The sequence below is a fragment of the Thioclava sp. F36-6 genome, from assembly GCF_002020305.1.
GTDB lineage: Bacteria > Pseudomonadota > Alphaproteobacteria > Rhodobacterales > Rhodobacteraceae > Thioclava > Thioclava sediminum.
In genome coordinates, this window is sequence record NZ_MPZX01000002.1 from 1,157,638 (window position 1) to 1,178,910 (window position 21,273).

The following is a 21,273-nucleotide window of genomic DNA, read 5'->3' on the forward strand; positions in this document are numbered from 1 at the left end:
GGAGGCCAACATGGCGGACGTTACGAATTCCAAGCCCGGATCGGGCGGCATGGGCCTGAACATCGGCAAGATCCTTCTGGAGGGGCGCGCATTCTTCGCCCTCGTCGCGATCATCGCCGTCTTCTCGATCCTGTCGCCGGTCTATTTCAGCATCGGCAACTTCCTGATCATGTCGTCGCATGTCGCGATCTTCGGGCTGCTGGCGATCGGTATGCTGCTGGTGATCCTGAACGGCGGCATCGACCTGTCGGTCGGCTCGACGCTGGGCCTCGCCGGGGTCGTCGCGGGCTACCTGATGCAGGGGGTCGAGATCCCGGCCGCCGGTGTCGTGCTCTACCCGCCGGTCTGGGCCGTGGTGGTGCTGACGATTTGTCTGGGCGCCTTCGTGGGGCTGATCAATGGCGTGCTGATCGCGTTCTTCAACGTGCCCGCCTTCGTGGCCACACTGGGGATGCTCTATGTGGCGCGCGGTGTCGCACTGCTGATGACCAACGGTCTGACCTACAACAACCTTGGCGGCGCCGAAGCACTTGGCAATACCGGCTTCGACTGGCTCGGTTTCAACCGCATCGCGGGGGTGCCGATCGGGGTGATCGTGCTGGCGCTGGTCGCGCTGACGGTGGGACTCGTGCTGGCGCGCACCGCCTTCGGCCGCTGGCTCTACGCCTCGGGCGGCAACGAGCGCGCAGCGGAACTCTCCGGCGTGCCGACCCGCAGCGTGAAAATCTCGGTCTACGTGCTGTCGGGCATCTGTGCCGCCATCGCGGGCCTCGTGCTGTCGTCGCAGCTGACCTCGGCGGGCCCCACCGCAGGCACCACCTACGAACTGACCGCCATCGCGGCCGTCGTCATCGGCGGGGCCGCCCTGACCGGCGGGCGCGGCAACGTGCGCGGCACGATGCTGGGCGCCTTCGTCATCGGCTTCCTGAGCGACGGGCTCGTGATCATCGGCGTCTCTGCCTACTGGCAGACCGTCTTTACGGGCGCCGTGATCGTGCTCGCCGTGCTGCTCAACAGCTTGCAATACGGCCGCGCGCGGCGCTGAGACTTCGAGGACGCGGGACAGGGAGGTCCCGCGCCCGAATACCCGCCGGACCTATCCGGCATCTACAACAACCCAACGGGAGGAAACCCAACATGAAATTCACCAGGCGCACCATTCTCGCGACCGTCGCAATGATGCCGTTGATGGCACAGGCCGCGATGGCTGACGGTCTGATCTCGATCATCGTCAACGATCCCTCGAACCCCTACTGGTACACCGAGGGCGAGGTCGCCAAGGCCACCGCCGAAGAGCTTGGCTATGACGCCAACGTCTCCGCTCACAAGGGTGACACCAACACCGAGAGCAACCTCGTCGACACCGCGATCACCAACAAGGCCAAGGCGATCATCCTTGACCCGGCGAACGCGGACGGTTCGGTCGGCGCCGTGAAGAAAGCGGTCGAAGCCGGTATCCCGGTCTTCATCGTCAACGCCGAGATCAACCAGTCGGGTCTGGCCAAGGCACAGCTGGTGTCGAACAACGCGCAAGGCGCGGCACTCGGCGCGATGAAATGGGTCGAGGCAATGGGCGAAAAAGGTTCCTATGTCGAGCTGTTCGGCGCCCCGTCCGACAACAACGCGCAGACCCGCTCGAACGGCTTCGAGACGGTGCTGAGCCAGTATTCCGACCTCGACAAGAAGGCGCAGGAAGTCGCCAACTGGGACCGCACGCAGGGCTATTCCAAAATGCAGTCGATGCTGCAGGCCAACCCGGACATCACCGGCGTGATCTCGGGCAACGACGAAATGGCGCTCGGTGCGATCGCCGCGCTCAAGGAAGCGGGCAAGCTCGACGGCATGGTCGTCGGCGGCTTCGACGGCTCGCCCGATGCGGTCGACGCGGTCAAGGCAGGCGAGATGACCTACACCGTGCTGCAGCCGGTCGCGATCTTCGCCGAGCAAGCCGTGCGTCAGGCCGATCACTTCATCCAGACCGGCGAGCTGGAAGTCTCGGAAGAGAAGCAACTCTTCGACTGCATGCTGATCGACTCGAGCAATGTCGACGCCTACACCGGCCCGTTCACCCTGGATCAATCCTCCTGATCCGGCGCAACGGGACACTGGGAAAGGGGGCCGCGCGGCCCCCTTTTTCGTTTTGACAGGCGCGTGGGGATTTCGGGGGCGTCACGTAGAACGCGACCTCGCAACGAAGAAAGGGCGCCCGCGCGGGCGCCCTTTTTCTGTGTTCTGCAAAGGGTGACGCGCTCAGCGCGCGGCCATCGCCTCCAGCGGCAGCGGCGTGATCCGCGAGGCGTGACCGGCGGTGCCAAACGCTTCGAACCGCGCCTTGCAAAGCTGCTGCATCAGCGCCTTGCCCTCGGTCAGATATTTCCGCGGATCGAATTCGCCGGGCGTCTCGGACAGGACTTTGCGCACGCCTGCCGTCATCGCCATGCGGTTGTCGGTGTCGATATTCACCTTGCGCACGCCCGAGCGGATGCCGCGCTGGATTTCCTCGACCGGCACGCCCCAAGTCGGGCGCATATCGCCGCCATAGCTGTTGATCATCTGCCGCAGATCCTCGGGGACGGAGGACGAGCCATGCATGACCAGATGGGTATTGGGCAGGCGGCGGTTGATCTCTTCGATGACATTCATCGCGAGAATGTCGCCATCGGGCTGGCGGGTGAACTTGTAGGCGCCGTGGCTGGTGCCCATCGCCACAGCCAACGCATCGACGCCGGTTTCGCGCACGAAGCGTTCGGCTTCTTCGGGGTCGGTCAGCAACTGCTCTTCCGAGAGCTTCTCGGTCGCACCGTGGCCGTCTTCCTGATCGCCCATGCCGGTCTCGAGCGAGCCGAGCACCCCCAGTTCGCCTTCGACCGAGACACCGCAGGCATGCGCCATCTCGACCACGCGCGCGGTGATATCGCGGTTATAGGCGTAATCGGCGGGTGTCTTGCCATCGGCCAGCAGCGAGCCGTCCATCATCACCGAGGTGAAGCCATGCTGGATCGCGGTGGCGCAGGTAGCCAGATCGCTACCGTGATCGAGATGCATGCAGACCGGCACTTCGGGGAAGGTCTCGACCAGCCCATCGATCAGCCGCGCCAGCAGGCGGTCCCCCGCATAGGCCCGCGCGCCCCGCGAGGCGGCAAGGATCACCGGCGCATCGGCCTCGCGCGCGGCGGTCATGATCGCGAGACCCATCTCCATGTTCGAGATATTGAACGCGGGCACGGCATAGCCGTTCTCCGCCGCGTGATCGAGCAACTGGCGCAAGGTGATGCGGGCCATAGGTCAGGTCTCCTCCGAAAGATATGTCTTGATGATGTCGACCTCTTCCGATGCGCCGAACACGAGCGGCACGTTCTGGTGCGGCGCCTCCGGCACGAGATCGAGGATACGCTTGGTGCCATCGGTGGCGCGCCCGCCCGCCGCTTCGATCAGGCAGGCGATCGGCACCGCCTCATAGGCCAGCCGCAGCCGCCCTTCGCGATAGCCTTCGCGCCGGTCCGCCGGATAGAGGAACGCGCCACCTTTCAGCAGGATACGGTGCAGTTCACCGACCGCCGCCGCCAGCCAGCGCATGTTGAAATCGCGCCCGCGCGGACCATCCGCACCGGCGCGCAACTCGGCGGCCCAGCGTTGCAGACCCGGGCTCCAGTGACGCTCGTTCGAGGCGTTGTAAGCGATGGTCGATGCCTTGGCCGACAGCCGGACATCCTGCGCCGTCATGCGGAAATCGCTGCCGTCATAGGTCGCGATCTGCACCCCCTGCCCGGCCGTGAACCCGAAATCCAGCGAATGCCCGAAGGAGGCGTAGCCAGCTGCGATCGCCTCCGAGCCCGGACGTCGGAAATCGGAGGGACCGGTCGGATAGATCGCAAACAGCATCCCCAACGGCGCGCCGATACCGATGGAGCCCGATCCGTCGATCGGATCAATCGCGAGGTCGAATTGGCCCTCCGGGTCGAGCAACTCGACCTCTTCGGCCTCTTCCGACAGCATGTGCCGCACGCCCAGCCCCGCGAGCGCCGCAAGGATATGGTCATGCGCGCCGACATCGAGCGCCTTCTGCACATCGCCGCTTTCGTTCTGACCGCAGGGCGCGGCAGGATCGCCGGGCAACCGACCCGCCGCGAGCCGCTGCTCGATCGGGGGCAAGGCATCCGCCAGCGCGGCGATGATCTCTCCAAGCCCGCCAGCAGGCAGGCAGTCACGCAGGTACGCCGCCTGCGAGGGACGGTCGTTCGGCAAGGTCAGCATGTGGGAATTCCGTCAGTGAGTTAGGACCGGGCGGCGAACCGCCCGACCCTCGGGAGTTCGCTCAGGCCGTCGTGTGATACTTGGCGTCGACCGCGTCAATGGCCTGAACGTTGCCCGCCGATTTCCCCTCGGGATCGAAGGACGAGGACAGGAAGGCATCGGCGATGTCTTTCGCGAGCTCCGCCCCCACGACCCGCGCGCCCATCGTGATGATATGCGCGTTGTTCGAGGTCGCCGCCTTGCCCGCCGAATAGGTGTCGTGGGTCTGGGCTGCGCGGATACCCGGCACCTTGTTGGCCGAGAGGCAGACGCCGATCCCGGTGCCGCAGCACAGGATCGCACGGTCGTAGGTTCCGTCCTTGACGCCCGATGCGACGCGATCCGCGAGATTGGCGTAGAAGTCGTCCGGCCCAGCCTCGGTGCGCGAAGCTTCGGTCACCTCGTAATCCGGGTTCTGGCTAAGATATTCGGCCAGGATCTTGGCGAGCGGTTCGCCGGCGCTGTCGCCGGCCACTGCGATTTTCATGACAGTTCCTCCGTTTTGACTTGTGCGTCCAGCGCGGCATTGCAGCGCGCGAGAATGTCGAGATATCCGGCCACGTTCCAAGCGGAGCGACCGATGAACAGCCCGTCGATATGCGGGCAGGCGATCAGCTCTGCGCAGTTGTCGGGATTGACCGAGCCGCCATAGAGGCAGGGCACGCGGCGGCCCGTCACCTCTTGCGCCACCGCGATGATCTCGGCTTGGCGGGCATCGGCATAATCGGCCGTGGCGGGGATACCGTTTTCGCCGATGGCCCAGACCGGCTCGTAGGCCAGCCAAATCTCGGCCTGTTTCTGGTCCTCCGACAGCTTCAACAGCGCGCCGCGAACCTGCGTGGCCAGCACTTCAGCGGCCCGCCCCTCTTCGCGATCCTCGAGCGTCTCGCCTATGCAGATGAGCGGGATCAGCCCGTGGCGCACCGCAGCCTCGGTCTTGAGGCCGACCGTCTCGTCGGTCTCGCCGAAATGAGCGCGGCGTTCGGAATGGCCGAGCTCCACAATGTCGAGACCGCAATCGACCAGCATCGGCGCGGACACTTCACCCGTCCAGGCGCCGGCATCGGCCCAATGCATGTTCTGCGCACCGACCAGCGCGGGCGTCTCCGCCAGCGCGGCCTTGACCTGCCGGGTCGCGGTGAAGGGCGGAATGACGAAGCTCTGGATTCGCGGCGACAGGGTCGCAGCCGCGAGGCCATCCGCCCAGGCCATCGCCTCGGACAGGGTTTTGTTCATCTTCCAGCTGGTGCCGATCCAAACCTCGGGCATGTCGAACGCTCCTCCGTCGTGTTGAGGTTAAATAACATGCGCCACGTTAGTTTCAACATTATTTTTGTTACTTTGTGATTTTTAATTGTTAGAACCTGTGACCGCTGCTAGCGTTCGCGCCATAGGAGGATCCCATGCTCGATCACGCTCAAGTCGCGGCCAAAGCCGCTATCGACCCTGAAAACTTCGCCCTCGCCAATTGCCTGCGGGCGTTGGCCATCGATGCGGTGAATGCTGCCAATTCCGGCCATCCCGGTGCGCCGATGGGCATGGCCGACGCGGCCACAGTGCTGTTTCGCAACCATCTGAAATTCGACGCCTCGGCCCCCGACTGGCCCGATCGCGACCGTTTCGTTCTGTCCAACGGCCATGCGTCGATGCTGCTTTACGGGTTGCTGCATCTGACCGGCTACGAAGACATGACGCGCGAGCAGATTCGCAATTTCCGGCAGTGGGGGTCGATCACCGCCGGCCATCCGGAATGGGGCCATGCGAAGGGCGTCGAGACGACGACCGGTCCGTTGGGTCAGGGCCTGGCGACCGCGGTCGGCATGGCGCTGGCCGAGCGCGCGCTCGCCGCCGAGTTCCCCGGCCTCGTCGATCACCGCACATGGGTGATGCTGGGCGACGGCTGCCTGCAGGAAGGGATCGGACAAGAGGCGATCTCGCTTGCAGGCCACCTTGGGCTGGGCAAGCTGAACCTGCTTTACGACGACAATGACATCACCATCGACGGGCCGACCTCGGTGTCCTTCTCGGAAGATGTCCCGGCGCGGCTTGCGGCCTGTGGCTGGCATGTGATCCGCTGCGACGGTCATGACGCCAAGGCGCTCGACGAGGCGATGGCGGCCGCGAAGGCCGAGACCGCGCGGCCCAGCTTGATCGCGATGAAGACGGTGATCGGCTTCGGCTCGCCGAACCGGGCGGGCACGGCGAAGGCGCATGGCGCCCCGCTCGGGGACGAGGAAGGCGCGCTGGCCAAGCAGGCGCTCGGTTGGGACGCCGCGCCGTTCGATATCCCCGAGAACCTCGCTGCAGCCTGGGCCGCGATCGGGGCCCGTGGCACGCAGGCCCGCGCGGAGTGGGAAGACGCCCTCGCCGCCTCCGGCAAGGCCGAAGAGTTCACCGCCCGTGTCGAGGGCAAACTGCCCGAAGGCTACACCGCCGCCGTCGAGGCTGCGCGCGCCGAGCTGTTCGAGAAACCGCAATCGGTCGCAACCCGCAAAGCCTCGCAGATCGCGCTGGAACATCTCGCCAAGGCGGTGCCCGCGATGATCGGCGGCAGCGCCGATCTCACCGGCTCCAACCTGACGCGCGTCGCCGCCGTCGACTCGTCGTACACCGCCGCCAAACCGGGCCGCTACATCGGCTACGGTGTGCGCGAATTCGGCATGGCGGCGGCAATGAACGGTCTCGCGCTGCATGGCGGCTTCAAGCCCTATGGCGGCACGTTCCTCGTGTTCTCGGACTACGCGCGCAACGCGATCCGCCTGTCGGCCCTGATGGGGCTTGGCGTCACCTATGTGATGACCCACGATTCCATCGGGCTGGGCGAGGACGGCCCCACGCACCAGCCGATCGAACATCTGGCCTCGCTTCGCGCGATCCCGAACCTCAACGTGTTCCGCCCCGCGGATGCGGTGGAGACGCTGGAGGCGTGGGATATCGCGATCCGGTCGACGGGCACGCCGTCTTTGCTGGCGCTGTCGCGACAAGGGGTGCCGCAGCTGCGCGGCGCGGGGGATGAGAACCTGACCGCGCGCGGCGCCTATGTGATCCGCTCCTTCGGGGAGGGCCGCGATGTAACGCTTCTCGCGACGGGGACCGAGGTGGCGCTGGCTGTGGAGGCCGCAGAGGCGCTGCATGCGGACGGCGTCAATGTCGCTGTGGTCTCGATGCCGTGCTGGGAACTGTTCGACGCGCAGCCCGAGGAGTACCGGGCCGAAGTTCTCGGCACCGCGCCGAGGATCGCAGTCGAGGCCGCGTCGGCCTTCGGCTGGACCCGCTACGTCGCGCGCGAGGCGGATGTGATCGGCATGCCGGGCTTTGGTGCGTCCGCCCCGGCAGAACGGCTCTATGCCGAGTTCGGTATCACCAAAGATGCGATCGTTGCGCGCGCCAAGGCGCTGATCGCGGGCTAAAGGTGGCGCGGGTCTGAGTGACAGGCCCGCGCTTTTTCCTCAGCCGTCGAGGCGGCGCTCGATCCCCGACGACGCGCCTGTTGCTCCATCGACCAACCACAGCGTGCTTGGGCGTTCAGAGCGCCCGCGTGGTCATCGAAACCTGACAGCCCTCTAGCCCGCCACGCACCACCACCCCGGCGGGCAGAGGTTGCGGGCCGATGCGCGCGCCGGTGACGATGCAATGCTCCGCCCGCAACCCCGGCCCGATGACGGCGGCCCGCTCGGCAAGGAAGCTGAGGAAGCACACGATCTCGGAGAGCGACATGCCCGCGGCCATCGTGGGCGGATCGGAAGGCGTGCCGATCGCAAGCGGCAGACGCGTCAGATCGCGGCTCTGCCAATCCGGGACCTCGTCGCCCAGAATGATCGCTTGGTTCGAGAATCGGTCCGCCATCTGCGCCAGCGGCGGCTGCTTTTCGAGCGCGGTAAAGCGCGATTGCAGCACCTCGAAGGCGACATGAACGCTGCCGATCGCATCCAGAATCTCGGCGGGCTTGGCCTTGGGCGAAATATCGGCGCGCAGTCGCACCGCGATCTCCAGCTCGAGCCGGGCATGGGGCGCGACGTCAAGTGTCGCCCCCGTCGGGTGGATCGCTCGGTCCAGAACCGGTGCGCAGGACAGGTCGCGCCCACCCAGCAGCGCGTGTTTCCAGCCGCCCACCGGACCGAGATGGCGCAGGCTTTCGGCCTGCACCGCATAGGCCTCCGCCGGGCTTTCCGGGAGCGGGGTCAGCGCGTCGAGCGTCTCGCCGTCATTCGCGGCGGCCAGAGCTTCTGCTGCGCTTACGATTTGGTCACGCTGCATGATGTGCAACCTCTTCTTTCATAGCGTCGCGCGGGATAATCGCGCCGGGATAACGGACGACGCAGCTTGCGAGGCGTGCGCCATCGAGAATTGCTGCCTCCAGCGGCTTGCCGCGTTGCAGGGCGGAGAGCAGCGCGGCGTCGAAACTGTCGCCTGCGGCGGTGGTGTCGACGGCCGGAACCGGCGCGGGCAACGCAACCCGCAGCGCCGTACCCGATGCGTCGCGCGCCAGCACCGCACCGCCCCCCGTCGTCAGCACGATGGCGCCGGGCGCATGTGTCTCGCAGCGCGCGATGACCGCCTCGGGATCGGCCTCGTCCCAAAGGGCCGCGAGATCGTCGAGCGAGGGAAGCGCGAGGCTCGTCGCCGCCAAGGCGCGCTCCGTCCACTCCGCCGCCTCGGCCCGGTCGCGCCAGAGCCGCGGGCGGTAATTCGTGTCGTAGGCGACCGTGACGCCACGCTGGCGCAGAGCATCGAGCTCCGCCAGCAGCCGCGCGCGCGCCTCCTCGGGAAGGATCGCCAACGTGATACCGGAGAACAGCAGGACACGCGCCTGACCGAGCGCCGCGACCTCAGCCCCTTTCGCGCCGAACATCCGGCGCGCCGGCGCCTGATCGCGCCAATAGGTGAAGCTGCGCTCGCCCGTTGCATCGGTGGCGATGAAGCTCAGCCCCGGGCTGCCATTGGCCTCGGCCCCGATAGCCTCGATCTCGACACCCTCCTGCGCAATCGTGTCGCGCATCCAGCGGCTCATCCCGTCTTCGCCCAGCCGCGAGAGATAGCCGACCCGCAGATCAGGCCGCAGCCGCGCGAGATAGATCGCCGCGTTGAGCGTGTCGCCGCCGAGGCGACGATGGAACAGATCGGGCGTTGCGGGATCGTTGGTGAATTCGGCGAGAGGCTCGCCGATGCAGAGAAAGTCCAGCATGTGAGGCTCCGGTCAGGCAGGCGTTACCGGGCTCGGAAGCGGGCTTCCGGCCAGATAGGCGTCGATATTGGCGATCACCAGCTCCGCCATCGCGCGCCGCGCCTCGTTCGTCGCGGAAGCGATATGCGGCGTGAAGAGCGTATTAGGCGCACGCAGCAGACCGTCCTCCGCCCCATCGGGCGCGACAGGTTCGACTTCGAACACATCGAGCGCAGCAGAGCCCAGCGTGCCGCCATGCAAGGCCGCCGCGAGCGCCGCGCTGTCGACGACCGAGCCGCGCGCGACATTGACCAGAGTGCCCTCGGAGCCTAGCGCCTCCAGCACCGGCGCATCGACGATATACCGCGTCTCGGGCGTGGCCGAGAGCGTGACGAACAGGACATCGCTTTCGGCGGCCAGGGTCCGGGCGTCGGGGCGCCATGCCTCGGGGGCGTCATCATGGGGCTTGCGCGCATGGTAGATCACATCGACCCCCAGCGCGCGGAGCATATCCGCCAGCGCCCGCCCGATCCGGCCATAGCCGAGGATACCCGCCCGGCAACCGGTCAGCGCCTGACCCAGCCGGGGTTTCTGCCCGTTCGACCAACCGCCGGAGCGCAGCAGCCGCTCGCCCTCGCCGATCCGGCGCCGCACCGAAATCGCAAGACCCAGCGCCAGTTCGGCCACTGCCTCCGACAGCACGTCGGGCGTGGTCGTCACATGGATGCCGCGCGCCGCTGCCGCATCCAGATCGACCGCATCGGTTCCAACGCCATTGACCGCGATCAGGCGCAGGTCGGGAAATTCGGCGATCTCCTCGCCCGAGAGACCGCGCGCGCCGCTGGTCAACACGACCTCGATGCCGTCGCGGGCCTCGGCATCGCGGGTGACCGGATGCTCGGCGCAGAACGCTTCCATCATGTCGGCGGGTTTCAACTCGATCAGCGCGAGGATCGACGGGTTCGATTTGGTCTCGTCCTTCATGAGATCTGCCCCAGGAAGTTGCGCAGCCGCTCGGATTTCGGATTGCCGAAGAACTCCGCCGGCGGCCCTTCCTCGATGATCGCGCCCTGCTCCATGAAGATCACGCGGTCGGCAACGGCGCGGGCGAAATCCATCTCGTGGGTGACGCAGAGCATCGTCATGCCTTCGCGGGCCAGATCGATCATCGTGTCGAGCACTTCCTTGACCATCTCGGGATCGAGCGCCGAGGTCGGCTCGTCGAACAGCATGATCCGCGGCTCCATGCAGAGCGCGCGCGCAATCGCGACCCGCTGCTGCTGGCCGCCCGAGAGTTGGGCGGGAAACTTGTCGGCCTGCTCGGGGATCTTCACGCGCTCCAGATATTTGCGCGCGGTCGCCTCTGCGGTGGCCTTATCCGCACGTCCCGTCTTGAGCGGCGCGAGCGTGCAGTTCTGCAGAACAGTCAGATGCGGGAACAGGTTGAATTGCTGGAAGACCATCCCGACATCGCGACGCACCTTCGCGACGTTCTCGCCGCCAGCCGTCAATTCGATCCCGTCGACGGTGATCTTGCCCTCCTGAATCTCTTCGAGTTGGTTGAGCGTGCGGATCAGGGTCGACTTGCCGGAGCCGGACGGACCGCAGACCACGATCCGCTCGCCTTGTTCGACCGTCAGATCGATCGACTTCAGCGCCTGAAACGCACCGAAGAACTTGGTGACGCCGCGCATCTCGACGGCGGGCTGCTGTGCTTGTGTCATGGGATGCCTTGTAGGGTGATCCGGCGCAGCGCGGGGCTGCGCCGGATGTGGGATGAGATCAGTTCGTGGCCGATTTCGGCGTCGCGGCTTCCTCGGCCGAGCCGTTGCGGACGAAGTCCGGGATGTCCGTCGCGAGCCACTGCTCGGAGATCTTGTCCATCGTGCCGTCTTTCATCGCGGAGCCGACGAACGCGTTGATCTTCGCCAGAAGCTTGTCTGCGCCCGGCTCGACCGCGATGCCCTGAACCTGGCTCGAGAGCGGGAACTTCTCGTCGAAGCGACCCGGCGCGGCCTTCTCGATCTGGGCGGCCACGACGTTCGACACGCCGATCAGCGGCACCTGACCCGAGAGCAGCGCCTGCACCGCGCCTGCATCGTCGTCGAAGCGGCGGATCGTTGCGTCATCGGGGGCGACCTTGGTCACGCCCGCATCCTGCGTCGAGGCGCGCACGACGCCGACCGACTCGCCCGACAGATCAGCCGGCTTGGAAACCTTCTCGTCCTTCTTGCCGTAAACCATGATCTCGATCCCGGCATAGGGGCGCGAGAAATCGACCCGCTTGGCGCGCTCGGGCGTGATGCCCAGCGAGGCGACCAGCACATCGACCTGACCCGAGAGCAGGTAGGGGATGCGGTTCGGGCCAGTCACCGGCACGATCTCGATCTTGGTGCCGAGGTAATCGGCGAGCGCCTTGGCGGTGTCGGCGTCATAGCCCTCGGGCTTGCCGGTGGTGCCCATCAGACCGAAGGGCGGAAAATCGACGAGCATGCCGACTTTGAGCACGCCGGCCTTCTCGACCTGATCGAGCGTGGTGGCCTGCGCGTGGCCTGCCATCAATGCGCCGACCGTCAGGGCCGCCGTTGCAACTGTCTTGAGAAACTTCATGGATTACTCCTCCTAAACCTGAAGCGGGTGAAAAATCAGCGGGTGAATGCGAGGCGCATCCGCCCTTCCAACCGGCGCGCGTAAAGCGACAGCGGCCAGCAGATGATGAAGTAGATCGCGGCCACCAGCCCGAAGACGACGAACGGGTCGAAGGTCGCGTTGTTGACGATCTGACCGGCGCGGGTCAGCTCGGTGAAGCCGATGATCGAGGTCAGCGAGGTGCCCTTGATCAGCTGCACGAGAAAGCCGACGGTCGGGGCCACGGCGATCCGTGCCGCCTGCGGCAGAACCACATGCTGCATCCGGTCGCGATAGCTCAGCGACAGCGCGGTCGCGGCCTCGGTCTGGCCCGAGGGCACCGCCTCGATCGAGCCGCGCCAGATCTCGCCCAGATAGGCGCTGGCATGGAAGGTCAGCGCGATCGCCGCCGCCAGCAGCGGGTTGATCGGCAGGTTCAGCACGGTCAGCCCGAAATAGAACAGGAACAGCTGCATCAGAAGCGGCGTGCCCTGGAAGATGCGGATGAACCCGGCGCTGATCCGGCGCAGCGCTTTCGAGCCAGAGCTGCGCGCCAGCGCCACGAAGAGCCCGCCGATTGCGCCGCCGATGAAGGCGATGGCCGACAGCAGAAGCGTCCAGCGCACGGCCTCGATGATGAACAGAATGTCGGAAGGTCCGAATTGGCGGATCATGTCAGCGGCTCGCAGGATAGTTGAATACGGCGTTCTGAATGAGCTTGAAGAGGCCCGAGAACAGCAGCGAAAGGACGAGGTAGATGCCGGTCACGACGAGGTAGATCTCGAAGCTGGCGAAGGTCTTGGCGTTCAGATCCGCGCCGATGGAGGCCAGATCGTTCGCCGAGATCGTCGAGACGACGGACGAGGTCAGCATCAGGTAGATGAACTGGCTCGTCATCGCCGGATAGACGTTGCGCAGGGCCGGTTTCAGGATCACGTAGCGGAAAATCTGGATCGGCCCGAGCCCCAGCGCGCGCCCTGCCTCGATCTGGCCGTTGGGTACGGATTCGATGCCGGCGCGCGTGATCTCGGTCCCGTAAGCGCCGACATTGATCACCAGTGCGATCAGCGCCGCGACATTCGGATCGAGCGAGATCCCGATCGCGGGCAGCCCGAAATACAGAAAGAAGATCTGCACGAGGAAAGGCGTGTTGCGAATGATCTCGACATAGGCGCCGACGATCGCGTGCAGCACCTTGGAATGCGACGTGCGCGCGGCAGCCCCCAGAACCGACACGATCAACCCCAGGATCATCGCCGCGAAAGACAGGCGGATGGTCAACCATGCGCCATAGAGCAGCAGGTCGAAATTCTCGAATACGGGCGTGAAATTGAAGTGATACACGTCGCCTCCCCTGCGTGTAACCACATGCCTGCTCGCTCCTCAACGATCGGACATATGCATTTTTAGATCGATCTAATTAGAACGATCTAAATCCTGAGTCGCAAATCACGGATGCGTGATGCTCTTTGTTGGATATCAGTCGACGGGGCCGGTGGTGTCGCGCACCCGCAGGCGCGGTGTCACGATCTCGGATTTGAGCTCTGCGCCCGGGTCCTTGATCCGCCGGAGCAGCAGCTTGGCCGAGGCCGCCCCGATCTGGCGCGGAAAGACCTGCACCGTCGTCAGGCGCGGCGGCGCGCCGAGATCTATGAAGGACAGGTTATCGTGCCCCACCACCGAGAGATCGCGCCCCGGCATCAGGCCGAGGTCGAACAACCCTCGCAGCAGACCCGAGGCGAGGATGTCGTTGAAGCAGATCGCGGCGGTCGGGCGCGGCTCCAGCGCCATCAGCATCGCGGCCGATTGCGGCGAGCCATCCCATTCCAGCGGCACGTCGATCACCCCGGCATTGACGAGCCCCTGCGCGCGCAACTCCTCTTCGAAGGCCCCGAGACGTTCTTCCCGCGTCGACACCTTCCCGGCGAGCGAGACAAAAGAAATCCGCCGGTGGCCGAGATCGCGCAGATGCCGCACGCTCAGTCGCACCGCGAGGCCGTGGTCGGACCCCGCGAAATCGCTCAGATCGCGCCCGACATGGCGCATCGCCTGCACCAGCGGCACGCCTGCCGCGACCAGTTTCTCTATCGTGTCCGGCTCGGTCCCTTCGGCGGGAAAGAGGATGATCCCTTCGGCATCGTGCTCGCGCAACCGGCGCAGCAACCCCGACTGCCGCTCGGGATCGTCGCGCGAGCTGGCGAGCATGACCTGATAGCCTTGCTCGTCCAGCTCCGCCTCGATCCCCTCGACGAATTCCGAGAAGAAGCTGTTCACCAGGTTCGGGATGATGACGCCGACCGTACGGCTTTTCTGACCGCGCAGACGGGCTGCCCCGCTATTGGGCACGTAGTCGAGCTCGGAGATGACTTTCTCGACCTTCTCGCGCGTCTTGTCCGCGACCAGATCGGAGCCGCGAATGACGAGAGAGGCGGTCGCGCGGGACACGCCCGCCGCCCGTGCCACATCCATCAATGTCGTACGCTTGACCGCCATAATCGCGGAGTAACGACACGAAGGCGATCACGCAAGCACGACAGATTCGCCGCGCCGACCGCTGCCCAGACGCGGCCCCTAGCGGTAATGCTTCTGCGTCATGTCGAAGGCGCCGCGCTTCAGATCCATCTTGAAGAACTTGTGGTCGCGCTTGAGACGCTTCACCGCCTCGCGTCCGAAACATAGCAAGTCATCGACAAACAGGTCGAAGGGCTGCATCGCCTCGATGATGCGCGGCTCGATCCGGTAATCCAGTTCGCCCGCATCGTCGGAGCGCGCATGGGCCTGCGCCAGCGCCTGACCGCAGGCATGGGCATAGTCGCGCCAGCTGCTCTTCGAGAGATCGTCGAGATCGATATCGTCGCGGAACGGCGCGCGCTCGCGCGACATGAAGCTCATCACGTCGATCTCCACGCTGCCGTAGAACACATCGCCCTGCGCCAGGTGGACCCGCTGGCCATGCGCGATCCGGTCGCCCTTGTCGCCGGCGACGAAATCATTCTCCGGCACGAGGCCTTCCAGCGCGGATTGGCGAGCGCGCTTGAACTCGATGATCAGATCGTCGCTCGCATCCTTGCTCGGCCCTTCGATCAGGCAATAGTAGCGCGGCAGCCCCAGCGACGCCGTGCCCTGCCCGTGGCGGATGCAGACATCCTTCACCTTCAGCTCGCCCGCGCGACCGCCCGGATCGATCCCGTTCTGCTTGGCCACGTCATTGATGTAGCCCTGAAACTCCGAGATCCGGCTGGAGATCGGCGTCAGTTCGTCATTCGCCCGGAAGCCCCGCCCGGTCTCGTTGAGATAGCGATCCCAGAGCCATTTCTTCCGGCTCTTGCGCGCCTTCTTGAACATCCGCTGGATCACCTTCGGGCTGTTATCGGGGCGCATCTGCTGGCTCGCCTCCTTGTCGTGGCGGGCGTAGAATTCCATCCCGTCGCGATAGCCTTCGACGAATTTGCGCACGATCTTCTCGCGGTGCTTTTTCTTCTGATCGCCCTCTTCCTTGGCCGCGATCAGGAAGCCCGTGATCCCCCGCTTCAGATCCCAGGTGAAGGGCCCGTACAGCACGTCGTCGAAATCGTTCACACCGAAGATCGGCACGTTATCGGCATTGGGCATGATCCCGAAATTCTCGGGGTGAACGTCGCCGAGCGCCAGCACCGTCGGCATCCGCTCATCCTCGCCCAGCATGTCGCGGTGGAACAGAAGCGAGGTGCCGCGGAAGAAGGAGAACAGCGAATCCGCCAGTTCCTCGAATTTCTCGCCCGCGCCCTCGGCCTTCTCGTCGATCCGCACCGCGTGGTCCTCGATGATCGTAGAGCGCACATGCAGGCGACGCGCGAGCCCGGTCAGGTCGCCCGGACGCATCACGCAGGGATATTTCACATAGGCCTCGGCAAGCTCGCGATAGGCCTCGACCCGGCTCTGGAGCTGTTCGACGGGCGCAACCCCGGTGGCCTTGCGCGACCGCTTCGGGCTTTGCGCTTTCGAATTGGAAGATTGCGGCTTGTTGTTGCCTTCGGCCATGGGAGGTGCTCCTTTTCGGGGTTCGCTCTCCTAACGGAAAGGCGGGCGAAGACGTTCCGAAAAACCGGCGTGAGCACCAAAGCTCAGGGCGTATATTCCCCGCAGAGCGCGCGGGACAGGCGGGCGGCCCGCTCCTGTGGATCGTCGAGCGAGAGGACATGGGCGAGCTTGGTATAGGCCGCCTCGGGCGTCATGTCGCGCCCGTCGATCACCCCGTGATCGCGCAGGATCGCCCCCGCTGCATAGGTGCCAAGCGCCATGCCGCCCTCGGGGCATTGGCTGACCGCGATGACGGGGATCGCGCGCTCTTGCGCAGTGGCAAGCGCTGCGCGCAGGCCGGGCGTGTCGGGCGCAGTGCCAGAGCCGTAGCAACGCAGCACCAGCCCGTCGCAGGTCTTGGCGGCATGTTCGAGAAGGCTCTCTTCCGCCCCCGGCGCCACCGCCAGAACGGCGATCCGCGCGGACCGGATCGGGTGGCGCGTCAGGCGCGGCCCCGGCTGACGGGGCGGGATGTCGGAGGGATCGGCGGCAAAGGCGTCGAAGGCGCGCGAATGGCTTTTGCGGACCCGCGCGCCGTGCAGCAGGCGCCCTGCGAATTGCACCCAGACGCCGGGCTCGGTCTGCCCTGCCGCCGTGATTGCGTCGCGCAGGTTGCGCGCGCCGTCATTGCCCTCGACCGACAGCGGCAGCATTGAGCCGGTCACGATCACCGGCTTGCCCAGCCCTTCGAGCGCGAAGCACAAAGCGCCCGCCGTATAGGCCAGCGTATCGGTGCCGTGGGTCACGATCACGCCGTCGTAGCGGTCGTGATGCGCGGCGATGGTCTCGGCAATCCGGTTCCAGTCGGCGGGCGTGGCATTTGCGCTGTCGATCAGCGGATCGAGACGCAGGGTCTCGACCGCGCGCCCGTCGGGCAAGGTGGCGAGGAACTCCTCGACGACGCCCTGCTGCGGCACGAAGCCCGCGTCCGAGGCGACCATGCCGATCGTCCCGCCCGTATGGATCAGAAGCAGCGCCACGCCACGCGTCTCAGTGCCGCGACAGGACGCTGGAAGGCCGCGCGCGCGACAGCGACACGGTCAGCGCAGCCACGATCAACGCCTTGATCATGTCACCCGGGATAAAGACCAGCATCAGCGAGGTGCTCTCGATCAGGCTCTTGCCGAGTGCCAGCGACAGCCCGACGATCCCCATCGCGTAGGACAGCACGATCCCGCCAAGGATCGCCCCCACGAAGACCGAGGCACCCAGCGGCACCGAGCGCCACTTCTCGACGATGAAGCCGGTCAGCCACGCAGCCAGCGGCCAGCTGAACAGGAACCCGCCCGTCGGGCCGAAGAAGACGCCAAGCCCCCCACGACCACCGGCCAGCAACGGCAGACCCACGGCCACCAGCAGCAGGAACAGCAGGACCGCCAGCGCACCGCGCTTCGATCCCAGCACGGCGCCCGCCAGCATGATCCCAAGGCTCTGCGCCGTGATCGGCACCCCGAAGCCCAGCGTGATTTTCGGGATCAGCGCCAGCACCGCAATCAGAGCCGCAAACAGCGCGATCAGCGCGACATTCTTTTCCATCTCAAGTCTCCCTCTCGGATGTGAGCCCTCCCCGGGCCCGTAGCGCATCGCCGACATGGTCGGCATCGTCAAGCGCAAGAAGCGTGAAGGGCAGCACCAGCCGCCAGCTTGGCCGCCGGGTGGCGCGGGCGCGCCAGCTCTCGGTGAGGCGCCCCCCTTTGTTGGTCAGCACCGGCACCATACGGATCACCAGCGCGATTGCGATCTCCAGCGCGGCGGTAGACAGCCCGAAGCGGCGCAACGGTGTCGTCAGCCAGCGCACGACCGCAATCATATCACTCAGCCGCGTCGTCATCGACACAAGGTTCGCCAGCGCCACGGCCGAGACCATCCGCATCACGATCACCGCGCCCTGTACCAGCTCGCCGATCACCGCCTGCCAGATCACGACGATCACGATGAAGGGCCAGAGCAGTTTCAGAGCCGCGAGCCCCGCGCGCAGGAAGGCGCGGCCCGGCAAGGTATAGGCGATCGCGATCGCCGTTACGACGCCCGCAAGGATCAGCGGGTTTTCGATATAGAACAGGCCCACGGTCGCCACGCAGAGCGCGGCGAGCTTCAAACCCGCAGGCCAGTCATGGGCAGCTGTCTTAACGGGAGAGCTGAGCGATATCATCGGCCTCTCCCGCGCGGGTCATCTCTTCGACGTAGACGGGCAGCACGTCGCGCGCCGCGCCATGCATCCGCAGCCGCCCTTGGTCGAGCCAGAGGATTTCGTCGTAATGCTCCAGCTCGCGCGGGTCGTGCGTGACCTGCATCAGCGTCCCGCGATAGAGCGTCAGAGCCCGCCCCAGCTGCGCTTTGGTCGGGATGTCGAGGCCGGAGAAGGGCTCGTCGAGGATCAACAGGTTCGGGGCCATCGCGCTCACCGCCATCAGGCACAGAAGCTGCTTCTGGCCCTGGCTGAGCGTCGTCACATAGGCATCGCGCCACGCCGCCTTGCCGAACTGCTCCAGGGTGCGATCGGCCGCCGCTTCGGCCTCGGGCTTCTTCATCCCCTGCTGACGCAGCCCGAAGGAAATCTCCTCGATCACGGTCGGGAAGATAATCTGATGATCGGGGTTCTGGAACAGGATACCGACCTCGCGGAGCGCTGCCTTCCGGTCGGCGGCCAGATCGTGGCCGTTGATCCGCAGACTGCCCCGGCTCGGCGCAATCAGCCCGGCCATCAGCCGCGACAGGGTGGATTTGCCCGACCCGTTGCGCCCCACCACGCCGATGCGCCGCGCGCGGGTCTCCAGCGAAATTCCCTCCAGCACCGGACGACCGTCAAGATCGTGGCCGAGATCGGAGATCGCGATATGGCTCGCGGAGGTTTGGGTCGCGCCGTCAGACATGCGCCGGGTCATATACGCAGACGCGCCGCGTTTCCAGACGCCCTGCACATAGCGAAAGGCGCGCGAGGTCTCCCTCGCGCGCCTTTGTCTCAAATCTTGGTCAGCTTACCGAGGCTCGGTCCGCAGACCCTTCCAGATCGCCCAACACATCACCAGCAGAACCAGCGTGAAGGGCAGACCGGTGGAGATCACCATCGCCTGTAGCGCGCTCAGACCGCCGCCGATCAACAGCACGATCGCGACCGCGCCCTCGAAAGTGGCCCAGAACACACGCTGCGGGACCGGCGCGTCGACCTTGCCGCCTGCGGTGATCGTATCGATCACGAGCGAGCCGGAGTCCGACGAGGTCACGAAGAACACGATGACCAGGACGATCGCGATGACCGAGGTGATCGAGGCCAGCGGCAGCCCTTCCAGCATCGCGAAGAGCGACAGCGGCGGGTTGTAGCTATCGATGACCTGCGCCTTCACGAGCGAACCGGACGGATCCGAGATCACCTGATCGATCGCGACGCCACCGAAGACCGCCATCCACAACACGCAGACGAGCGACGGGATCAGCAGAACGCAGATGATGAACTCGCGCACGGTACGGCCACGCGAAACGCGGGCGATGAACATGCCGACGAAGGGCGACCAGGAAATCCACCACGCCCAGTAGAACGCGGTCCAGCCGTCGCGATAGCTGTCATCCGTGCGCCCGATCGGGTTCGACAGCGGGATGATGTCTTTCGCATAGGCCAGAAGACCCTGACCGAAATCGGTGAAGATCATCAGCGTCGGGCCCGCGAAGAGCACGAAGAGTAGCAGCAGCGCCGCGATCCCCATGTTGATCTCGGACAGAAGCTTCACGCCGCCATCGAGGCCACGCAGCACCGAGAACAGCGCAACGCCGGTGATCAGCGTGATCAGGATGACCTGTACCGTCGTGTCGATCGGAACGCCGAACACGTGGTTGAGACCCGCATTCGCCTGTTGCGCGCCAAAGCCGAGCGAGGTCGCAAGGCCGAACAGCGTCGCGAACACCGCGATGATGTCGATGATATGGCCGGTCCAGCCCCAGACCTTCTCGCCGAAGATCGGGTAGAAGGCCGAACGGATCGTCAGCGGCAGCCCCTTGTTATAGGAGAACAGCGCCAGCGCGAGCGCCACGACCGCATAGATCGCCCAGGGGTGCAGACCCCAGTGATAGATCGTCGCGGCGAGGCCCATTTCTTTGGCCCGTGCGACATTCTCCGGGATCAGGTTGCCATCCGCATCGAAGGGCGAAGGCGTGCCCAGAGGCTGCGAGACCGCCATGTGATAGACCGGCTCGAGCACGCCGAAGAACATCAGGCCGATGCCCATACCGGCGGCGAAGAGCATCGCGAACCACCCCATATAGGTGAAGTCCGGCTCCGCATCCGTGCCACCCAGACGCACTGCGCCATAGGGCGAGACGATCAGGGCAAGGCAGAAGATGACGAAGATGTTCGCGGCGCTCATGAAGAACCAGTCGAAGGTCGAGGTCAGCCACGGGCGCATCGCGCCAAACAGCGAACTCGCCTGCTCAGGCAGAGCCAGCGCATAGAAGACGAAGGCCACGATGGACAACGCCGAGATCATGAAAACAGGGTTGTGAATGTCGAAACCGAAGGGCCCTACCTGCCCTTCGAGGTTGTCTTGACCGATCTCATAGTCGGTCTCGATCAGTTGTGTGTCCCCTTCGGGGGCAGGGATGCCCTGAACTTCTTCAGGTTCGGCCATATGCCGTCCTCCTGTCCTTATTGGTTATATTGGTCCGCGTTATCCGCGTACGAGAAACACCGACGCATCGCTGTGCGCGGCGAGGTGGCCGCCATGCGACGCAAAGAGATAGTTGGCCGCGTTGGGCACATGCGTGGCCATCACCACCAGATCAGCGCCGAGATCATCAGCCGTCTTCAGCAACGTCTTGTCGAGATCAACGGCCGGGTCGGGCACGATGACTGCCTTCGACGACCCCTTATGCCCAAACTCGTTGGCATGGCTCTGCGCGAAATCGTCCAGTTTCGCGGCATATTCCTTGGCATTGTGGCCGAATTCGCTCGGCTCTTGGCTAGTGACACCTATGAAAACAACTTCTGCGTCGTGTTTCGCTGCGATTTCCGAAGCGACTTTCAACGTCTTGCCCATCTTCTCGACATGACGCAGGTCGACCGGAACCATGATTTTTTCAAACATATCGATCCGTCCCTCAGTCTTGAAGCGCAGCACCCTATTGCAGGATGCAACGAT

At 65.3% G+C, this 21,273-nt stretch carries 22 protein-coding genes; 3 read left to right on the forward strand and 19 right to left on the reverse strand.

Features of this window, described 5'->3' with window-relative positions:
* Nucleotides 1–10 precede the first annotated feature (10 nt).
* The gene (locus tag BMI88_RS12745) at nt 11–1,045 is read left to right on the forward strand and encodes an ABC transporter permease (protein WP_078521234.1); all 1,035 of its coding nucleotides are present in this window, start codon (nt 11–13) and stop codon (nt 1,043–1,045) included.
* A gap of 92 nt (nt 1,046–1,137) precedes the next feature.
* Entirely contained in the window at nt 1,138–2,088 is a 951-nt protein-coding gene (locus BMI88_RS12750; protein ID WP_078549254.1) for a D-ribose ABC transporter substrate-binding protein, read from the forward strand.
* Between the two features lie 162 nt (nt 2,089–2,250).
* Here the strand turns inward: BMI88_RS12750 and fba are convergent, their stop codons facing one another.
* The 4 genes from fba to BMI88_RS12770 all read right to left on the reverse strand — a co-directional run bounded on the left by fba (nt 2,251) and on the right by BMI88_RS12770 (nt 5,562).
* The gene (fba, locus tag BMI88_RS12755; protein WP_078521238.1) at nt 2,251–3,282 is read right to left on the reverse strand and encodes a class II fructose-bisphosphate aldolase; all 1,032 of its coding nucleotides are present in this window, start codon (nt 3,280–3,282) and stop codon (nt 2,251–2,253) included.
* Nucleotides 3,283–3,285: 3 nt separating this feature from the next.
* Nucleotides 3,286–4,254: a class 1 fructose-bisphosphatase gene (locus tag BMI88_RS12760; RefSeq protein WP_078549256.1), complete on the reverse strand. Its 969-nt coding sequence runs from the start codon at nt 4,252–4,254 to the stop codon at nt 3,286–3,288.
* A gap of 61 nt (nt 4,255–4,315) precedes the next feature.
* Complete coding sequence (locus tag BMI88_RS12765) at nt 4,316–4,780, reverse strand: RpiB/LacA/LacB family sugar-phosphate isomerase (RefSeq protein WP_075777653.1); 465 nt, start codon at nt 4,778–4,780, stop codon at nt 4,316–4,318.
* Entirely contained in the window at nt 4,777–5,562 is a 786-nt protein-coding gene (locus BMI88_RS12770) for a triose-phosphate isomerase (protein ID WP_078549258.1), read from the reverse strand. The genes BMI88_RS12765 and BMI88_RS12770 overlap by 4 nt, the downstream gene beginning before the upstream one ends.
* Before the next feature lie 134 nt (nt 5,563–5,696).
* On the opposite strand from BMI88_RS12770, the gene tkt reads away from it, so the two are divergent.
* Nucleotides 5,697–7,703, forward strand: a complete 2,007-nt coding sequence (gene tkt / locus BMI88_RS12775) for a transketolase (RefSeq protein ID WP_078549260.1) — start codon at nt 5,697–5,699, stop codon at nt 7,701–7,703.
* 115 nt (nt 7,704–7,818) lie between these two features.
* Here the strand turns inward: tkt and BMI88_RS12780 are convergent, their stop codons facing one another.
* From BMI88_RS12780 to BMI88_RS12850, 15 genes are all read right to left on the reverse strand, one after another.
* Nucleotides 7,819–8,550 (reverse strand): hypothetical protein, encoded by a 732-nt coding sequence (locus BMI88_RS12780; RefSeq protein WP_078549262.1) that lies wholly within the window; start codon nt 8,548–8,550, stop codon nt 7,819–7,821.
* Entirely contained in the window at nt 8,540–9,478 is a 939-nt protein-coding gene (locus tag BMI88_RS12785; protein ID WP_146673566.1) for a sugar kinase, read from the reverse strand. Before BMI88_RS12785 ends, BMI88_RS12780 begins: the two co-directional genes overlap by 11 nt.
* A 12-nt stretch (nt 9,479–9,490) precedes the next feature.
* The gene (locus BMI88_RS12790; protein ID WP_078549264.1) at nt 9,491–10,441 is read right to left on the reverse strand and encodes an NAD(P)-dependent oxidoreductase; all 951 of its coding nucleotides are present in this window, start codon (nt 10,439–10,441) and stop codon (nt 9,491–9,493) included.
* The gene (locus tag BMI88_RS12795) at nt 10,438–11,181 is read right to left on the reverse strand and encodes an amino acid ABC transporter ATP-binding protein (protein WP_078521252.1); all 744 of its coding nucleotides are present in this window, start codon (nt 11,179–11,181) and stop codon (nt 10,438–10,440) included. Before BMI88_RS12795 ends, BMI88_RS12790 begins: the two co-directional genes overlap by 4 nt.
* A 58-nt stretch (nt 11,182–11,239) precedes the next feature.
* Complete coding sequence (locus tag BMI88_RS12800) at nt 11,240–12,067, reverse strand: transporter substrate-binding domain-containing protein (RefSeq protein ID WP_078549266.1); 828 nt, start codon at nt 12,065–12,067, stop codon at nt 11,240–11,242.
* Between the two features lie 35 nt (nt 12,068–12,102).
* Nucleotides 12,103–12,759, reverse strand: coding sequence for an amino acid ABC transporter permease (locus BMI88_RS12805; RefSeq protein WP_078521256.1), 657 nt, complete (start codon nt 12,757–12,759; stop codon nt 12,103–12,105).
* Nucleotide 12,760: 1 nt separating this feature from the next.
* Entirely contained in the window at nt 12,761–13,429 is a 669-nt protein-coding gene (locus BMI88_RS12810) for an amino acid ABC transporter permease (protein ID WP_078521258.1), read from the reverse strand.
* Between the two features lie 135 nt (nt 13,430–13,564).
* Nucleotides 13,565–14,578, reverse strand: coding sequence for a LacI family DNA-binding transcriptional regulator (locus BMI88_RS12815; protein ID WP_078549268.1), 1,014 nt, complete (start codon nt 14,576–14,578; stop codon nt 13,565–13,567).
* A 78-nt stretch (nt 14,579–14,656) separates the two neighbouring features.
* The gene (locus BMI88_RS12820) at nt 14,657–16,105 is read right to left on the reverse strand and encodes a DUF2252 family protein (RefSeq protein ID WP_078549270.1); all 1,449 of its coding nucleotides are present in this window, start codon (nt 16,103–16,105) and stop codon (nt 14,657–14,659) included.
* 83 nt (nt 16,106–16,188) lie between these two features.
* Nucleotides 16,189–17,124, reverse strand: a complete 936-nt coding sequence (locus BMI88_RS12825) for an asparaginase (RefSeq protein ID WP_078549272.1) — start codon at nt 17,122–17,124, stop codon at nt 16,189–16,191.
* A 10-nt stretch (nt 17,125–17,134) separates the two neighbouring features.
* Nucleotides 17,135–17,680, reverse strand: a complete 546-nt coding sequence (locus BMI88_RS12830) for a biotin transporter BioY (RefSeq protein ID WP_078542375.1) — start codon at nt 17,678–17,680, stop codon at nt 17,135–17,137.
* Between the two features lies 1 nt (nt 17,681).
* Nucleotides 17,682–18,296: an energy-coupling factor transporter transmembrane protein EcfT gene (locus BMI88_RS12835; protein ID WP_078549274.1), complete on the reverse strand. Its 615-nt coding sequence runs from the start codon at nt 18,294–18,296 to the stop codon at nt 17,682–17,684.
* Nucleotides 18,271–19,017 carry an ABC transporter ATP-binding protein gene (locus tag BMI88_RS12840; RefSeq protein WP_246831881.1) on the reverse strand — a complete coding sequence of 249 codons (747 nt, stop codon included), beginning with the start codon at nt 19,015–19,017 and terminating at the stop codon, nt 18,271–18,273. Before BMI88_RS12840 ends, BMI88_RS12835 begins: the two co-directional genes overlap by 26 nt.
* A gap of 105 nt (nt 19,018–19,122) precedes the next feature.
* Complete coding sequence (locus BMI88_RS12845) at nt 19,123–20,763, reverse strand: BCCT family transporter (protein WP_078521273.1); 1,641 nt, start codon at nt 20,761–20,763, stop codon at nt 19,123–19,125.
* A gap of 39 nt (nt 20,764–20,802) precedes the next feature.
* Entirely contained in the window at nt 20,803–21,219 is a 417-nt protein-coding gene (locus tag BMI88_RS12850; protein WP_078521656.1) for a universal stress protein, read from the reverse strand.
* Between the last annotated feature and the right edge of the window lie 54 nt (nt 21,220–21,273).

What these genes read in the sequence shown, in the direction of transcription:
- BMI88_RS12745 (WP_078521234.1), top strand. Translation starts at nt 11, where the DNA reads ATGGCGGACGTTACGAATTCCAAGCCCGGATCGGGCGGCATGGGCCTG.
- BMI88_RS12750 (WP_078549254.1), top strand. Translation starts at nt 1,138, where the DNA reads ATGAAATTCACCAGGCGCACCATTCTCGCGACCGTCGCAATGATGCCG.
- fba (WP_078521238.1), bottom strand. Translation starts at nt 3,282, where the DNA reads ATGGCCCGCATCACCTTGCGCCAGTTGCTCGATCACGCGGCGGAGAAC.
- BMI88_RS12760 (WP_078549256.1), bottom strand. Translation starts at nt 4,254, where the DNA reads ATGCTGACCTTGCCGAACGACCGTCCCTCGCAGGCGGCGTACCTGCGT.
- BMI88_RS12765 (WP_075777653.1), bottom strand. Translation starts at nt 4,780, where the DNA reads ATGAAAATCGCAGTGGCCGGCGACAGCGCCGGCGAACCGCTCGCCAAG.
- BMI88_RS12770 (WP_078549258.1), bottom strand. Translation starts at nt 5,562, where the DNA reads ATGCCCGAGGTTTGGATCGGCACCAGCTGGAAGATGAACAAAACCCTG.
- tkt (WP_078549260.1), top strand. Translation starts at nt 5,697, where the DNA reads ATGCTCGATCACGCTCAAGTCGCGGCCAAAGCCGCTATCGACCCTGAA.
- BMI88_RS12780 (WP_078549262.1), bottom strand. Translation starts at nt 8,550, where the DNA reads ATGCAGCGTGACCAAATCGTAAGCGCAGCAGAAGCTCTGGCCGCCGCG.
- BMI88_RS12785 (WP_146673566.1), bottom strand. Translation starts at nt 9,478, where the DNA reads ATGCTGGACTTTCTCTGCATCGGCGAGCCTCTCGCCGAATTCACCAAC.
- BMI88_RS12790 (WP_078549264.1), bottom strand. Translation starts at nt 10,441, where the DNA reads ATGAAGGACGAGACCAAATCGAACCCGTCGATCCTCGCGCTGATCGAG.
- BMI88_RS12795 (WP_078521252.1), bottom strand. Translation starts at nt 11,181, where the DNA reads ATGACACAAGCACAGCAGCCCGCCGTCGAGATGCGCGGCGTCACCAAG.
- BMI88_RS12800 (WP_078549266.1), bottom strand. Translation starts at nt 12,067, where the DNA reads ATGAAGTTTCTCAAGACAGTTGCAACGGCGGCCCTGACGGTCGGCGCA.
- BMI88_RS12805 (WP_078521256.1), bottom strand. Translation starts at nt 12,759, where the DNA reads ATGATCCGCCAATTCGGACCTTCCGACATTCTGTTCATCATCGAGGCC.
- BMI88_RS12815 (WP_078549268.1), bottom strand. Translation starts at nt 14,578, where the DNA reads ATGGCGGTCAAGCGTACGACATTGATGGATGTGGCACGGGCGGCGGGC.
- BMI88_RS12820 (WP_078549270.1), bottom strand. Translation starts at nt 16,105, where the DNA reads ATGGCCGAAGGCAACAACAAGCCGCAATCTTCCAATTCGAAAGCGCAA.
- BMI88_RS12830 (WP_078542375.1), bottom strand. Translation starts at nt 17,680, where the DNA reads ATGGAAAAGAATGTCGCGCTGATCGCGCTGTTTGCGGCTCTGATTGCG.
- BMI88_RS12835 (WP_078549274.1), bottom strand. Translation starts at nt 18,296, where the DNA reads ATGATATCGCTCAGCTCTCCCGTTAAGACAGCTGCCCATGACTGGCCT.
- BMI88_RS12840 (WP_246831881.1), bottom strand. Translation starts at nt 19,017, where the DNA reads ATGTCTGACGGCGCGACCCAAACCTCCGCGAGCCATATCGCGATCTCC.
- BMI88_RS12845 (WP_078521273.1), bottom strand. Translation starts at nt 20,763, where the DNA reads ATGGCCGAACCTGAAGAAGTTCAGGGCATCCCTGCCCCCGAAGGGGAC.
- BMI88_RS12850 (WP_078521656.1), bottom strand. Translation starts at nt 21,219, where the DNA reads ATGTTTGAAAAAATCATGGTTCCGGTCGACCTGCGTCATGTCGAGAAG.